The 14,906-nt window shown below is 72.5% G+C and carries 10 protein-coding genes and 1 pseudogene; 5 read left to right on the top strand and 6 right to left on the bottom strand.

Going from position 1 to position 14,906, the window contains the following annotated elements; all coding sequences use genetic code 11:
• Positions 1-35 precede the first annotated feature (35 nt).
• The gene (locus tag QF032_RS30510) at positions 36-830 is read left to right on the top strand and encodes a hypothetical protein (RefSeq protein ID WP_307046923.1); all 795 of its coding nucleotides are present in this window, start codon (positions 36-38) and stop codon (positions 828-830) included.
• A 301-nt stretch (positions 831-1,131) separates the two neighbouring features.
• Here QF032_RS30510 and QF032_RS30505 read toward each other — a convergent pair whose 3' ends face one another.
• A complete protein-coding gene (locus tag QF032_RS30505; protein WP_307058273.1) occupies positions 1,132-2,178 on the bottom strand; it encodes a GntR family transcriptional regulator in 1,047 nt (348 codons plus the stop codon).
• A 155-nt stretch (positions 2,179-2,333) separates the two neighbouring features.
• Here QF032_RS30505 and QF032_RS30500 point away from each other — a divergent pair.
• Positions 2,334-2,883: pseudogene (locus QF032_RS30500) on the top strand (hypothetical protein).
• Between the two features lie 324 nt (positions 2,884-3,207).
• The gene (locus QF032_RS30495) at positions 3,208-4,272 is read left to right on the top strand and encodes a DUF2637 domain-containing protein (RefSeq protein WP_307046915.1); all 1,065 of its coding nucleotides are present in this window, start codon (positions 3,208-3,210) and stop codon (positions 4,270-4,272) included.
• A 333-nt stretch (positions 4,273-4,605) separates the two neighbouring features.
• On the opposite strand, the gene QF032_RS30490 is transcribed toward QF032_RS30495, so the two are convergent.
• From QF032_RS30490 to QF032_RS30480, 3 genes are all read right to left on the bottom strand, one after another.
• Positions 4,606-5,139, bottom strand: a complete 534-nt coding sequence (locus QF032_RS30490; RefSeq protein WP_307050368.1) for an ATP-binding protein — start codon at positions 5,137-5,139, stop codon at positions 4,606-4,608.
• Between the two features lie 868 nt (positions 5,140-6,007).
• Positions 6,008-6,529: a hypothetical protein gene (locus QF032_RS30485; RefSeq protein WP_307046914.1), complete on the bottom strand. Its 522-nt coding sequence runs from the start codon at positions 6,527-6,529 to the stop codon at positions 6,008-6,010.
• A gap of 177 nt (positions 6,530-6,706) precedes the next feature.
• Positions 6,707-7,339: a hypothetical protein gene (locus QF032_RS30480; RefSeq protein WP_307046912.1), complete on the bottom strand. Its 633-nt coding sequence runs from the start codon at positions 7,337-7,339 to the stop codon at positions 6,707-6,709.
• A 292-nt stretch (positions 7,340-7,631) separates the two neighbouring features.
• Here QF032_RS30480 and QF032_RS30470 point away from each other — a divergent pair, with 292 nt between their 5' ends.
• On the top strand, positions 7,632-9,092 hold the full coding sequence (locus QF032_RS30470; protein WP_373430398.1) for a helix-turn-helix domain-containing protein: 1,461 nt from the start codon (positions 7,632-7,634) through the stop codon (positions 9,090-9,092).
• Between the two features lie 176 nt (positions 9,093-9,268).
• Here the strand turns inward: QF032_RS30470 and QF032_RS30465 are convergent, their stop codons facing one another.
• Both QF032_RS30465 and QF032_RS40925 read right to left on the bottom strand, forming a co-directional pair.
• Complete coding sequence (locus QF032_RS30465) at positions 9,269-11,011, bottom strand: pyruvate dehydrogenase (protein WP_307046911.1); 1,743 nt, start codon at positions 11,009-11,011, stop codon at positions 9,269-9,271.
• A gap of 61 nt (positions 11,012-11,072) precedes the next feature.
• Complete coding sequence (locus tag QF032_RS40925; protein ID WP_444875782.1) at positions 11,073-12,791, bottom strand: protein phosphatase 2C domain-containing protein; 1,719 nt, start codon at positions 12,789-12,791, stop codon at positions 11,073-11,075.
• A 1,074-nt stretch (positions 12,792-13,865) separates the two neighbouring features.
• On the opposite strand from QF032_RS40925, the gene QF032_RS30455 reads away from it, so the two are divergent.
• Entirely contained in the window at positions 13,866-14,849 is a 984-nt protein-coding gene (locus tag QF032_RS30455; RefSeq protein ID WP_307046908.1) for a helix-turn-helix transcriptional regulator, read from the top strand.
• The last annotated feature ends 57 nt before the right edge of the window (positions 14,850-14,906 follow it).

Genomic DNA, 14,906 nt, shown 5'->3' with positions numbered 1-14,906 from the left:
ACTCACAGCTCGACGGCGCGCTCGGGGAGGGCAACGTGGCGCATTCCGCCATGTCTGGTACCGGAACGACCTCAGGTGACGATCCTGTCCAGACCGCGGTGTGGCGGCTGCGTTCACGCGCCTGCTGGGCGGACGCGGCGGCCCTGCTGCCGCCCGACACCGCCACGGGCGCGATCCAGCGGGCCTCGCTGTTGGTGGAGCGGTGTCTGTACACCGAGCAGGGCTGGCAGGACGCCGAGGACGCGCTGCGCACGGCGGAGGCACTGGCCCATGACGACGAGGAGCGGGGCGCGGCCGCTTGTGAACGCGGGCACCTTGCCTACGCGGCCACGGTGCACAAGGTGCGCGACCGGGTGGACGAGGCTCGGGCGGCGCTCGGGCGGGCGGCGGCGCTGATCCCGCCGGACGCCCCCGCACGGGCCCTGCTGGACTTCCGCAGGGGCCTGCTCGCGGAGAACATCGCCCGTTCACCGCAGGCCGCGAGGGCCGCGTACCGGCGCGCCCACACCGCCGCCGCCGCACACTCGGACTCGCTGCTGCTGTCCTTCACCTGGCGTCACCTCGCCGGACTGGCCCTGCGCGAAGGCGAGTTGGCGGAAGCCCGGCACGGATTCGCGGAATCCCTGCGCATCCGCGAGGAGTTGGGCTACCTCGTGGGCACCGCCCCGGCACTCGCCTCACTCGCCGACGCGGAGGTCGAACCGGAGGCCGCCCGCCTGCGGGAGGAGGCCCGCCGCCTGTTCCGCCTCCTGGGCGGGGTACCGACCTGGCTGGCACGCCAGTTGACCCCTCCGCCGACGCCGGCGACACCCACCCCGTCCGGCGCCTGAGCCGGGGCCCGACAGAAACCGAAGGGAGACACCGGTCAGGACATTCCAGCCCGTCCGGCGTTTCGGAGAGGTCTCGGGGCGGGCGTCGAGCGGCCGACACCGGTCAGGACACTCCAGCCCGTCCGGCGTTTGAGGACGAGGCCCGTCCAGGGCCGAAGCGGGGGTCCGGGGGCGGCAGCCTCCAGGGGGCGGGCCGGAAACGCTCGGCACGATGACAGGAAACGGCCGGACAACCCGCACGCGCCGCAAGCAACCCGCACGCGTCGCGAAGACAGAAAGCGGTCGCGCAACGACCCGCTCCTCACCCACCCGCCCCGACGAAGTGCTCCCGCATCAGCGCCTGCACCACATCCGGTTCCCCCGCCGTCAGCGCCTCGAGCAACGACATGTGCTCGGCCGCGTCGGCGACGAGAGCAGCCCGGCACCGCCCCGCCGGCCCACCGACCAGCGGCCACTGCGACCGCCTGTGCAGATCCTCGGCGATGCCGACCAGCTGCTCGTTGCCCGACAGCGCGAGCACCGCCCGGTGGAAGACGCGGTCGGCCTCCGCGTACGTCGCCCGGCACCCGGTGGCCGCCGCCCGCACGCTCGCCTCCGCGAGGGGCCGCAGCTCGGCCCACCGCTCGGCGGGCACGGTCCGGGCGAGCCGCATCAGCACGGGCACCTCGAGCAGCGCCCGCACCTCCGCCAGCTCGGCCAGTTCACGGGCTCCCCGCACGATGACCCGGAAGCCCCGGTTCGGCACCACCTCGACGGCGCCCTCCAGCGCGAGCTGCTGCATCGCCTCCCGCACCGGCGTCGCGGACACCCCGAAACGTTCGCCGAGCACCGGCGCCGAGTAGACCTCGCCCGGCAGCAGCTCCCCCGTGGCGAGCGCGGTGCGCAGCGCGTCGAGGATCTGGCCGCGCACCGAGGCGCGCTGGACGACTGCTCGGGGCTGCTGCGGCGACGGTCCCCCCTCCGAAGCGAGACCGAGAACGGAAGCGGGCGCCGGCGCCGACACGGGGGCCGGCACGGGCACGGGCGCCTGGGCCGGCACGGGGCCCGGGGCCGGATCGGGGGCTGAGGCCGATACCGGGGCTGGGGCGGGCGCGGAGGTCTCGCCGTGGGTGTGCTCTCCACGGGCGGCCCCCGCCGGGCCACACCACTCGCGCTCTCCCCGATCGCCGTACTCGCCGTACCCGGCAGACTCGACGGGCCCGGCAGACCTCGCGGCCCCGGCAGACGCCACGGGCCCGGCCGGCCCGGCGGACCCCGCCCGCGACTGCACCGGCACCCGTGCCCGGCGGTCGCCCTGCGGTGAAACCGGTGTCCCCGTTTCCGTGGAGCCCTGCGCGCTGTGCTCCACGGGGCCTCCTCCGGCGTTGTCGGTACTTGCGGTCATTACGGGTGGTTGTTACTCGTCCGTCAAGCACCTTAGGCGCACTGGCCGTCAGTTCAAATCCCGATGACCGTGATTTAGGTTAGGCTTACCTGAAATCGCTTTGGATGCGGCGGTCCGCCATGCCTCCGGCGTCGTGGGCCACGGCCGAGGCATACGCCCGTCCCGCGGAGGCGCTGCCGGGGCTGAGCGCCACGGAACCCGCGCACGCGGAACCGTTTCCCGTCGGCGCCGGCCGGGTGCGCGCGGCGCAGCCGGCGGAGGGCGGACCGGCACTGGAGACCTTCCTCTCCCGGGACGACGAACAGGTCGTCCGTGACCACGGTCACCGGACCCGTCCGGAGGTGATCGCGAGTTTCGGACTGCACCGGCACTCCTGGCCCCCCTGCCTGCCGATCACCGCCCCCTGGTTCCCGCACCGCCGGGTGCCCCGTTCCCCCGCGACACACGTCTCGCACGACCGCACCGGCGGCGGCATGCGGATGGCCGTCCGCCCGCAGGCCTCCTTCGCCTTCCGCGACCTGGCCGGACCGGGCGGCGCGTGTCTGCCGACCCGGGACCGGGCGAGCTGCCGCCTGTTCTCCACGGTGCCCCGAGGACGCCTGCGCCGCCTGTCCGCACACCTGCGACGCCGACCGCGTCACCAAACGCACTGCTGCCGCCGCCGGTTGAGTACCCCTCAGACGCCCGCGACGACACCCCCGCCGACGAGGCGTCGCCGGACGTCCCGTAAGATCACCCGGACGGGACCGCCCTTGGGTTACAAGCGATTCACAACTTTCTCACTTGCCACGGGAACTTTCCGCTGAACCACCCGTACGGGTAGTCTTATTCGAACTCAACTCCCGCCCCTCAAGCGGCAGTTCGAGCAGAACGTCGCCTTGGGCATTCCCTTGCACCTCCTTGGCGGCCTCTTGCCCCGAAACCCCCTGAGGGACGGCGGGATTGGGCCACTATGGCGGGCGTTACGCCCTATCCCAATGCAAGGGACCCCAGATGAGACTGACCGACATATCGCTGAACTGGTTGCTTCCGGGCGCCGTACTGCTCCTGGGCATGCTGGCGGCGGTTGCGGTACTCGCGCGCGGCAAGCGCTCCTCGGGGGCGAGCGCGGGCGCGGACGATTCGTGGGAGCGTACCGAGGAGCGCCGCAGGCGCAAGGAAGCCATATACGGCACCGCCTCCTACGTCCTTCTGTTCTGCTGTGCGGCCGTCGCCGCCGCTCTCTCCTTCCACGGGCTGGTCGGCTTCGGCCAACAGAACCTCGGCCTCACCAACGGCTGGGAGTACCTGGTTCCGTTCGGCCTGGACGGCGCCGCCATGTTCTGCTCCGTACTCGCGGTGCGCGAGGCCAGCCACGGTGACGCGGCGCTCGGCTCCCGGATACTCGTGTGGACGTTCGCCGGCGCCGCGGCCTGGTTCAACTGGGTGCACGCACCCCGGGGCCTGGGTCACGACGGAGCCCCGCAGTTCTTCTCCGGCATGTCCCTGTCGGCGGCCGTGCTCTTCGACCGGGCGCTGAAGCAGACCCGCCGGGCGGCGCTGCGCGAGCAGGGTCTGGTGCCCCGTCCGCTGCCGCAGATCCGCGTCGTGCGCTGGGTGCGCGCCCCCCGTGAGACGTACAGGGCCTGGTCGCTGATGCTCCTCGAGGGCGTGCGCAGCCTGGACGAGGCCGTCGAAGAGGTCCGCGAGGACAAGGCCCGCAAGGAAGAGACCAAGCTGCGCCGCCGTGAGCAGCAGCGCGTGGAGCGGGCGCAGCTCAAGGCGATCAGCCGGGGTCACGGCCGCTTCCCCGGCCGCGGCGGCGGTGGCGGCGGCCGCCAGGTCGACGCCCAGGCGGCTCTGGAGCGGGCCACGGCCGAGCGGATCGCCGCGGAGCCTGCCATAGCGAATTCGGCGGAACAGCTGCCCGTTCGCTCACGGCCCTCCCTGCAGCCCGTCCGTCACGGTTCTGAGGCGTCGGCCACCGTCGACCTCACCGCGGAGGACGACACCATGGCCCTGCCGCGCCTGGACTCCCTGGAGCGCAAGCTCAAGGACCTCGAGCAGCAGTTCGGCTGACGGCAGCCAGGATCATGGGAAGGGGGCGCGACCGCGACGGTCGCGCCCCCTTCCCATGACATACGGCCCGTGCCCCGCCCTGCCGCACGCGCGCCGTCGGCCCCTGCACCCCGGCCACCGGGTCGGCGGCCGGGGTGCCGACCCGGCACTCCGCCTGCCGGAAGCCGGTCGTTCCCCCGACGCCGGTGTCGCTCTCCTCGACGCGGGTACGCCTTTTCGACTCGCGCGCCTTCCTCGCGAGACCCGTCCGCCGTTCCCGCCGCTTTCGCCGCGTCCGCCGTTCCCGCCGCGTTCGCCGTTTCGACGCCCGCCCTCTACCCGAGGCTCGACGTTTCAGGCGGCTCCGGCTGCCAGCTCGAACCAGACGACCTTGCCGCCGCCCAGCGCCCGGACTCCCCAGGTGTCCGCGAGGGACTCCACCAGGATCAGTCCACGCCCGTGCGTCCCCTCGTCGGGCGTCGGCGCGCCGGGACGGGGCCGGCCGGCCGCGCCGTCCCGGACCTCCACGCGCAGGCCGGACGGTGACACGGTGGCCGTCAGGACCGCGTCGTCGTCGGTGTGCACGAGCGCGTTGGTGACGAGTTCGCTGGTGAGCAGTTCCGCCGTCTCGGAACGGCCGGGCTTCCCCCAGCCCCGCAGCAGCTCCCGCACCGCCCGGCGCGCCTCGGGCACCGCCCGCAGGTCGGCCCGTCCGAGTCGGCGCCTGAGCTGCGAGCCCCGGCCCGGTTCCGCCGCGGTCTCGACAGGGTCCTGGCCGGTCTCCCCGGCGTCCTTAGCGCTCCCCGTCCCTCTCGCCCCTCTCGTCCTTCTCGTCGTCGAGGTACCCGCGATCGTTGTCGGACCGCTTCCCCGTGCCTGCCTTTCCATGGCCCCCGCCCGCGTGTCGATGTCGGTTCCCCTCATGCTCGAACACGTTCACGGGGATCCATGCCCGATCGACACCGGGCCAGTCATGTCGAATTGCCAACGCCCAGGTGTTCGGCCATGTTCGGGCGACGGAACGGGGATTCCGGCAAGTTTCCGGGCATCGCGGCCGCAAGGGCGAAGCGGCACGAGCCGTCGGGACATCCGCCGGGCACGCCACCCGTCGCCGGGGCAGGCGTCACCAGGTCGTGCGCCGCGAGAGGCCGCAGCCGCACGTGCCCCGGAGTCCCGTGGTCGCGCGGCATCGAACACCGGGACGCCGCCCGTTTGCGGGCCCGCACGCACCGGGCGGACGCGCGCCGTCCGACCGGAACGGCCGGTCGCGCCCCGGCCCCGCGTCCGAACCCCTGTCGGCGGACGTACCGTCCGAGGAGAGTCCCGCAAGCCAAAGTGCCTGGTCGACATGCGTGTTCCGGTGGACGGGACGCCGGTTCCGGGCCGGTGTGCGCTGCCGGCTCGACCGTACTCGCCACCTTGGGGACGGGCGGCGAACAGCTGGCCGCCCCGGCCGAGGGACGTACAACGACAGTGCGGGTGCGTTCCCCTGAGGGAGCGCACCCGCACGACCGGCATCCCGCCGCCCCGTCTGCTCTTCCGGACGACCGCCCGCCGGCCGCTCTGCCCTCCGTCGGGCCTACGCACCTGGGAGACGGCTGACCACCGACCCTCGGCACGCAGGCCCACACACCTCTGCCGACCTGGCCGTAGTCGGGGAAGAGGAGTGACGGGTGGGACCGGACACGAGGTTGGCCTGAACCTGGTGGGTCTCAGAGGGTGCCAGAGGGTCCCGGTGGGCTGCGGTGGGCCGGCTCTAGCCGGCCTCGACCCCCGTCGTACCGATGTGGAAGATCTTGCGACTGTCGCGGGTCATGTCGACGATGAGCTTGGTGGTGTCGCCGCCGCCCCAGGTGAGCGTGACGACGGCCTCCGTGTGGTTCGCCGTGCCGTTGTCGGTGACCTTCCACGCGAGCGGGACGTTCTGCGCCTGAAGGACGCCGTTGGCGTGGTTCTTCTCCTCCCAGGCCCTCAACTCCTTCTGGAAGGCGGGGGTGAGGTAGTGCTTGCGCAGATCGTCCGCGAGCTTGCCGTCCTCGTCGGTCACCGCGTCGATGTAGGCGCCGTAGAAGTTCGCGATGCGCGTGATGTCGTCGGACGGCTTCCCGCTGGCACTGCGCGAGCCGCCGGCGGACGCCTGTGCCGTCACCCCGAGCCCGAGGGCCAGGGCGAGCCCCGCGGCAACCGCCGTCCGGCGGGTGGTGCGCAGCCGGCTCGAGCTCTTGATCCCCGCGGTGGCCTCGACGGTCTGAAGGGTCTTGTCGGTCTCGGTGCTCATGTTCGTCTTCCCCGTATGTCTCGTGTGTCTTGCTGTGGCTTGCTGGTGGCTGAGTGCTTGCGCGGGGCCGCCGCCGCTCCCGACCCCCGTGGCGGGAGGGCGGCGGCCCCGGCATTCTCAGTGGTCAGGGGTACCCGGCCCGCAAACCGTGCCTGGTGGACGGGCCGTGTGGTGCGGTCAGTGCAGCTTGTTGACGGCCGTGACGGTCGTCTTCTTGAAGGCCTTCACCGGGGCGTCGTCGAAGTCGCCCATCTGGCCCCAGTCCACGACCGTGACCGTGGTGCCGTCGCGCCCCACCGCGAGGAGGCGGATGTCGCTCGCCCCCCAGGACGTCTCGGTGTGCAGGCCGTAGACGTGGGCGCCCTCCTCGACGTTCACCTTCCCGTAGTCCTTGAGGGTGGCCTCGACCTCCGGGTCGGCCCGCTCGATACGCACGGGGCAGGACTTGATGTCCTTGTCGATGCGCGCGTACCGGCTCTTCGCCGCGCTGACGGTCGCGTGCTTGACGCTGATCTGACGGGCGCTCGCGTCGAGGTCGGTCCGGAAGTCCCGGTGCCAGGAGTTCCGGCCGTCGCCGAGCGCGCTGCTGAGGCAGCGGTCCAGTTCTCCCTCCGGCGATACGCCGGGGGTGATCCTGCCCGCCGTCCAGGTGGAAGTGGGGTGCGGCGGAAGGTTCGCGGCGGAGAGGAAACCGGGCGGCTTCGGTGCGGCTGCGTGCGCCGGTGCGGCGAGAGCGGCGCCGAGGGCGAGGCCGGCGGCGGATAGTACGGCGAAACCGGTGAGCATGTTCGCTCGGGTGCGCTTGGCCATGGATGTCCCCCGTGGGTGAGTGCCTTGAGTCGATGAATGCGTCGATCGGTGACTGCGTCGATCGGTGAACAGCTGGGTGGTGATGCGTACGGTGAGAGCTGTGGAGTGCCGCTGCGAGGCCGATCGGTCGGTTCGGCCTGGTCGGTGCGACACCAAGAGCATCGGCCGTCGCCCCTGCCGACTGCAACGCTCTTCGCCCGATCGGCCGCGGTGGAACCATCCCAGCCCATCTGACGTGCAGGTATACGGGTGCCTGGGATGACCGCCCGGGCGGGACGAGCACGGGGGAACGGTGTCGACCGACGACAGTCAAGGCGAAGTGACCGAGTTCGCGGCGCTCCTGACCGAGCTGAAGGGCCGCACGGAGCGCAGCTACGGCTCCCTCGCCCGCCGGCTGGGCATGAACACGTCGACTCTGCACCGCTATTGCGCGGGGGAAGCGGTTCCCCAGGATTTCGCTCCCGTCGAGCGGCTTGCGGAGTTCTGCGGGGCGACGCCCGAGGAACGCCTTGAACTGCACCGCCGGTGGCTGCGAGCGGTAGCGGCACGACAGCGGCCCCGGGGCGCAGTGGCGGAAGCGAGGGAAACACCGGAAACCGCGGACGCCCGGACAACCGAGGCAACACCGGAAAACCGAACACCCCGGATTTCCCGGGAACCAGAGGAAACCCCGGCCGCAGGCAAAGCGCCGCGAAGTTCGGGAGCGGCAGCCACGGAGGGAAGCCCGGAAACCCGATCACAACCGTTCACCCCGGCTTCACCAGTGGTGCAGATCCGGAAACCGGGCGAGCGACACAAGCAGCCGGTTCCTCCCCGCCCCTGGTACCGCAGCCGGCGCGCCACGGTCCTCGTCGGCGTCACCTGTGCGCTTCTCGCCACTCTGGGCACGCTCTCCGCGCTGCCGGACGGCGGCCGCCGCCCGGATTCCGTCGACGCGGCCCGCTCGTCCGCACCGGTCTCCGTCGCGCCGACCGGGACGGTCGTTCCCCCTGGCTCCCCCACTCCCACCGGCCCCGCTCCAGGCTCGCCCACGCCCGGCACGACCTCGTCCGTCTCCGGGTCCGGCAGCGCCCCTCCCGCACGCGGCGCAGCCCCGACCGGCGGCAGGAACGCGGCCGCGGACACCGGCGTGCCGCTCGCCTGGACGGCCGACTCCCAGGTCTGGGCGCTCGGCTGCGGTCATGACTACGTCGTCGCCAAGCCTCCCGCGCAGGTCCCCCCGCCTCCGACGGAACAGGACGCCGGCCCCTGGGCAACGGCACAGGGCGCGGTGCACGGGCGGGAGACCAACGTGGAGATCTCGGTGCAGGGCCGCAGCTCCACGGCTGTCGTGCTGACGGCGTTGCGCGTACGGGTGGCCGGCCGTGCCACACCCGCGTCCGGCACCGTGTACGCCATGGACCAGGGCTGCGGCGGTTCGCTCACCAAGCGTTACTTCGCGGTCGACCTGGACAAGGACCGTCCCGTGGCGCATTCGGTCGCCGGCAACGACGCGGGCGCGCCGATTCCCGCGGTGAGCCTGCCCTACCGCGTGTCGAACAAGGACCCCGAGGTGCTGCTCGTCACGGCGCGGACCGAGAGGTGCGACTGCAACTGGTACCTCGAGCTGGACTGGTCTTCGCAGGGCCGTTCCGGCACGGTGCGCGTCGACGACCACGGCCGTCCGTTCCGCACGAGCGGCATCAAGGGACTGCCGCGCTACTGGTACGGCTCGGACGGAGGAGAGCGCCGATGGGTCCCGGCAACCGACTGACCCCTGCCGGACGCCGCGACCGCGCGACACGACGGACCAGCGGACCGACAGCCCGCGTGGCCGACAGCCCGCAGGGCCGCAGGGCCGCAGGGCCGCAGGGCCGCAGGGCCGCAGGGCCGCAGGGCCGCAGGGCCGCAGGCCCACCGTGCCGGCGGTTCGCCCGGCCGAGTGCGCCGTCAGAGGCGCGGTACGTTCCGCAGGTTGGAGCGGGCCATCTGCAGCATCCGGCCCACTCCACCGTCGAGGACGATCTTCGAGGCGGACAGGGCGAACCCGGTCACCATGTCGGCGCTGATCTTCGGCGGGATGGACAGGGCGTTGGGGTCGGTGACGACGTCGACGAGTGCCGGGCCCTTGTGCCGGAAGGCGTCCCGCAGGGCCCCGGCCAGGTGTTTGGGCTTCTCGACCCGCACGCCGTGAGCCCCGCAGGCGCGTGCCACGGCCGCGAAGTCGGGGTTCTTGTTGGTGGTGCCGTACGAGGGCAGACCGGCGACCAGCATCTCCAACTCCACCATGCCCAGTGAGGAGTTGTCGAAAAGGACGATCTTCACGGGCAGGTCGTACTGGACGAGGGTCAGGAAGTCGCCCATGAGCATGGAGAAACCGCCGTCCCCGGACATCGCGACCACCTGACGGCGGCGGTCGGTGAACTGGGCGCCGATCGCCATGGGCAGAGCGTTCGCCATCGAGCCGTGGGTGAAGGAACCGATGACCCTGCGGCGGCCGTTGGGCGTGAGGTAACGCGCCGCCCAGACGTTGCACATGCCCGTGTCGACCGTGAACACGGCGTCTTCGTCGGCGAGTTCGTCGAGGACCGCGGCGACGTACTCGGGATGGATGGGAACGTGTTTCTCCACTTTCCGTGTGTACGCCTTCACGACCCCCTCCAGCGCATCGGCGTGCTTCTTCAGCATCCGGTCGAGGAAGCGCCGGCTTTCCTTGGCCCGTACGCGCGGAATGAGGCAGCGCAGCGTTTCGCGTACGTCACCCCACACCGCGAGGTCGAGTTTGGAGCGGCGGCCGAGGTGTTCGGGCCGTACGTCGACCTGGGCGATCCGCACGTCGTCGGGGAGGAAGGCGTTGTACGGGAAGTCGGTTCCGAGCAGGATCAGCAGGTCGCACTCGTGTGTGGCTTCGTAGGCGGCGCCGTAGCCGAGGAGGCCGCTCATTCCGACGTCGTAGGGGTTGTCGTACTGGATCCATTCCTTGCCGCGCAGGGCGTGCCCCACGGGGGACTTGACCTTTCCGGCGAACTCCATGACCTCGGCGTGCGCGCCCGCCGTGCCGCTTCCGCAGAAGAGGGTCACCTTGTCGGCGGCGTCGATCATCTCGACGAGCGCGTCGATCTCGGCGTCGCCGGGCCGGACCGTGGGGCGGGAGGTGACCAGAGCGGTTTCGACCGCCTTCTCCGGGGCGGGCTGATCGGCGATGTCACCGGGAAGCGACACCACGCTGACGCCGCTGCGGCCGATCGCGTTCTGAATGGCGGTGTGCAACAGCCGGGGCATCTGTTTCGGACTGGAGATCAGCTCGCTGTAGTGGCTGCACTCGCGGAACAACTGGTCCGGATGCGTTTCCTGGAAGTAGCCGAGGCCGATCTCGCTGGAGGGGATGTGCGAGGCCAGGGCGAGGACGGGGGCCATCGAGCGGTGGGCGTCGTAGAGGCCGTTGATGAGGTGGAGGTTGCCGGGCCCGCAGGAGCCCGCGCATGCGGCGAGCTTCCCGGTGATCTGGGCCTCCGCACCGGCGGCGAAGGCCGCTGTCTCCTCGTGGCGGACGTGGATCCAGTCCACGGCGGGGTTGCGGCGCACCGCGTCCACCACCGGGTTGAGGCTGTCGCCCACCACGCCGTAGAGGCGTCGCACGCCCGCGCGGGCGAGGATGTCGACGAACTGTTCGGCGACGTTCTGCTTGGCCATGGATCGACGCACCCTTCGGTCGCTGCCCGTTCTCCCCTCCACAGTGGCCGCGACGGCCCGCTCACGCCTCCCAGACGGCCGCCGCGGTCCGGTCGTCGGCGTAGCCCTTCACCCTCACCTGGGTGTCGGCGAGGAAGGTCGCCAGACCGGGCGGGGTGGGACCCGACCAGCGCCCCGTCAGATACGCGGAGAGCTCCGGCTCGCCGCGCAGCGGGTCGGCGAAGCCCCCGGTGCACATCAGGAGCGTGTCCCCCGGTCGGGCTACCGAGGCACGGAAGCGGAACGGTTCCCGGGGCGGCTCGGAGGCCGGGTCGTAGGGGCTCGGGGGCGTCGTGACGCCCAGATCCATGGTGAGCCGGTCGCCCTCGGGCGTCTCGGCGGGCAGCGAACCGAACCCGACGACCGGCTCTCCGGCGACCTCGCCGACCCGTGGCTCGATGTCCCGCCACACGCCGCCGCGCAGCCGGAACAGTCCGCCGCCGCCGACGCCGAAGAACACGCGCGTGCGGCAGTCGGGGTCGGCGGGCAGGAGGAGGCAGCGCAGCGTGGCCGCGTACTCCTCCGGTTGGAGTCCCTGTTCGGCGGCGCTGGCGCGGAGCCGGCCGAGACTGCGGTCGGTGAGGCGGTGCAGGCCCGACTTCAGGTCGCCGCGCCGGGCCGCGCGGATGTCCTCCGCCAGTCGGACGTGACTGCGGCCCACGGCCCGCCCGATCCACTGGCACACCTCGGCGGCCGCCCGGTGCGCTCCCGGTGTCGCCCGGGCGCCGGTCGCCATCGCGACGAGGATCAGCGCATGCTCACCCGTGCCGAAGCGGGCGGTGAGAAGCGAGTCGCGGCGCGGCTCGCCCCGGTAGCGCGCGGAATCCCCCCGCACGGACACCGCCCGCAACGCGCACGCCCCGTACCGGGCCCCGTCCAGGACGGTGTCGGCGACCAGATCGTCCAGTTCGTCCGGATCGGCGGGCGGCAGAGCCGTGGGCTCGGGGTCGTAGGTGGGCGGCCCCGAACCGACGTAGTCCTTGAGGACGGGGGCGGGGGCGGGGGCGAGTGCGGGGGTGGGGGTGGGAGGCATGGCGGGGAGCGCGGGAACGGTGGGCGGATGACCGGCCTCGGGCCCAAAACCACCTCGGGGATCTGGGGTGCCGCGGGCGTCGGGTGCACGCTCGGGTGCCGCAAACGCCTGCGAGGAGGCGGCGGCCGGGGCGCTCGGAGCGGCTGCGGCATCGGGGGCGGCCGGGGAGTCGGCCGGGGAGTCGGGAACCGTCGGGGGTGCCGCTGCGCCGTCGGCGTGAACGGTGGGGGCGGCCGAAGGCGGCGGGACGTGTGCCGGACGGGGCGGCACCGTGGGCGGCGGCGGAGCGCCGGAGGCGTCTGGTGCGCTGAGCGGTTCGGCGGCGGAGGCCGGTGTCGGGGGCGGGCCGGTGGGCGCGGGTGGCAGGACCGACATCGGTGGTCCCGCGGCGGCGGACGCTGTCTCCGTCGACGTGGGGGCGCCGGCCGGGGACGGCCCGGGGCCGGTGGACGGCCGCTCGGCGAACCCCGGCGGCAGTGGGCCGGACGGAAAGTCGGAGGGCGTCGGCGGGGTGTCGGACGGCGGCTCCCAGGGGGCGCGGTGCCGACCCTGCGCAGCGCCTCCGGGGGCGACGTCGGCTGTTTCCGCGCCGGGGGCCGCACCTGCGCCGGCAGCCGTTTCCGCACCGCGCGCGGTACGCGGGTCGACAGGGTCAGAAAACGGTCTCTCCTCGGGTCGGGCGACGGGTCGCCCTCGCGGCGGCGGCACCAGGGAACCGGTTGCCGACGGTGTTCCCGCCGACGCGGCGTCCTCCGGCGACGTCCACCAGTCGACGCCCCCACCAGGGCTCTCACCCCCGTCGCGCGGAGCCGGCAGGGGGCTTGCACGGCGGGAGCCGGAGGAGAATCCACCCCCGGGCCCGTACGCATCCTCGGCCCCCGTGTCGTACGCATCCTTGGACCCGGACCCGGACCCGGACCCGGCAGCCGCGTCCCCGCCCTCCGCGGCACCGCCGGTTCGGCCGGTGCCGCCCACCCGGATCCCCTCGCCCGTGCCTCCCGCACGGCCCGCACCGCGAACAGCGCCCGCACCGCCTGGGGGACCCCCGCCGCCTGTGCCGTCCTCCCCCCTGTCCGATCCCTTGGCCGTGCCCGCGGAGCGCACCGCTCCCGCGGCCGAGGCGAAGCGGTCGTCCAGGGAGTCGGCGGCGGGCGCGGGTCCCGTGTCCTCGGTGGCATCGTCGTACAACTGCCCCCACCAGTCGTCCTCATGACCGGTGGGCCTTCCCCCCTGCTGACTCATGCCCCCGATTGTCCACCGCGCGGGCCGTAGGAAAACGGGGCATCCGCAAAATGCGTTCCGGCTGACCGCGTCGGACAGCATGCCGAGCGAAGTTCTGAACGCCAGTGCGACAGAAGGGGCTGAAGAGTCGCCGGACGGTTCCACCCCCCACGGGAGAACCGTCCGGCGACGTGGGTGACCCGGGCTCATATCCCCTGTGCGCCCCTGCGCGCGTCAAGAGTCCGGATCACGTGTGTCGGAGACCTCGGAGGCGGCATGGTGACCGACCGTTCCGGGCCTGCACGGCGTTCCCGGAGATCCTCTGTGGATTTCAGTGGATGATCACGGGTTTCCGCCGTCGCCCACACCTTGGCAGAGTGACCGGCGGTACGGCGATGATGTACGACGGCGGGTTTACGCCGTGGCTGTTTCCCGCCAACCACGGGGACGTCGCATCGCGCAGGGACCGCCAGAAACACCCATGAGGCGTGGGAGACGAAACGTGGGAAACGAGCCGTGGGGAACCGAGCCGCGGGAAACGAGAGGGAGGGCCGGCGCCTGATGCTGAGAGCGATAGGGCTCGACGAGACGCACGAGTCGGCATATCGGGAGCTGGTGTCCGTGGGCGCGGCCGACGTCCCCCACCTCGCACGCAGACTGACCCTCGGCGAGCACGACACGGAACGCGCCCTGCGCCGACTGGAACGGCACGGCCTGGCCGCCCAGTCGTCGGGCCGCCCCGGACGCTGGGTCGCCGCTCCCCCGGGCGTCGCCCTGGGCGCCCTGCTCACCCAGCAGCGTCACGAACTGGAGAAGGCCGAGCTGACGGCGGCGCGGCTCGCCGAGGAGTACCGGGCGATCTCGACCGAGCCGGCGGTGCACGATCTGGTCGAGGTGGTGACGGGTGCCGCCGCAGTCGCCCAGCGCTTCCTGCAGATCCAGCTCGGGGCGAGCCACGAGGTGTGTGCCCTGGTCACCGGCACCACGGTGGCCGTGAGCGGCAGCGAGAACGACGCGGAGAAACAGGCGACCGCCCGTGGGGTGCGCTACCGCGTCGTCCTGGAGCGGTCCGTGCTCGACAAGCCCGACGGCATGACGGAGGTGACCGCCGCGTTGGGCCGGAACGAGCAGGTACGGGTGGTGGACGAGGTGCCGACGAAGCTGGTGGTCGCCGACCGCTCACTCGCGCTCGTGCCGTTGAACGGCAGCTCGGCCGAGCCTGCCGCGCTGGTGGTCCACGCCAGCGGGCTGCTGGAGCTGCTGTCCGGCCTGTTCGAATCGGTGTGGCAGGTGGCGTTGCCGCTGCGCTGCGGCGCGGTCGGTGTCGCCGAGCGGGGTCCGGACGGCCCCGACGCCGCCGACCTGGAGATCCTCTCCCTGCTGCTCGCCGGGATGACCGATGCCAGCGTGGCCAAACAGCTCGATCTGGGGCTGCGGACCGTGCAGCGCCGGGTGAAGCGGCTGATGGAGCTGACGGGTGCCTCGACGCGGCTGCAGCTTGGCTGGCACGCGTACGAGCGCAGCTGGGTGACCCGCGAGCACTGACCCCGGCGATGCTCCCGGCACCATCGCCTGACCTGCGTGCTCTTTCCGGCTCGGGCA

The sequence above is a fragment of the Streptomyces achromogenes genome (assembly GCF_030816715.1).
GTDB lineage: Bacteria > Actinomycetota > Actinomycetes > Streptomycetales > Streptomycetaceae > Streptomyces > Streptomyces achromogenes_A.
Note: the sequence above shows the minus strand (reverse complement) of the source record. Positions and strands in the feature narration are given on the sequence as shown.

Bases quoted from the DNA above. Each gene is read 5' to 3' on its own strand.
- QF032_RS30495 (WP_307046915.1), top strand. From the start codon at position 3,208: ATGAGACTGACCGACATATCGCTGAACTGGTTGCTTCCGGGCGCCGTA.
- QF032_RS30490 (WP_307050368.1), bottom strand. From the start codon at position 5,139: ATGGAAAGGCAGGCACGGGGAAGCGGTCCGACAACGATCGCGGGTACC.
- QF032_RS30480 (WP_307046912.1), bottom strand. From the start codon at position 7,339: ATGGCCAAGCGCACCCGAGCGAACATGCTCACCGGTTTCGCCGTACTA.
- QF032_RS30455 (WP_307046908.1), top strand. From the start codon at position 13,866: ATGCTGAGAGCGATAGGGCTCGACGAGACGCACGAGTCGGCATATCGG.
- QF032_RS30465 (WP_307046911.1), bottom strand. From the start codon at position 11,011: ATGGCCAAGCAGAACGTCGCCGAACAGTTCGTCGACATCCTCGCCCGC.
- QF032_RS30485 (WP_307046914.1), bottom strand. From the start codon at position 6,529: ATGAGCACCGAGACCGACAAGACCCTTCAGACCGTCGAGGCCACCGCG.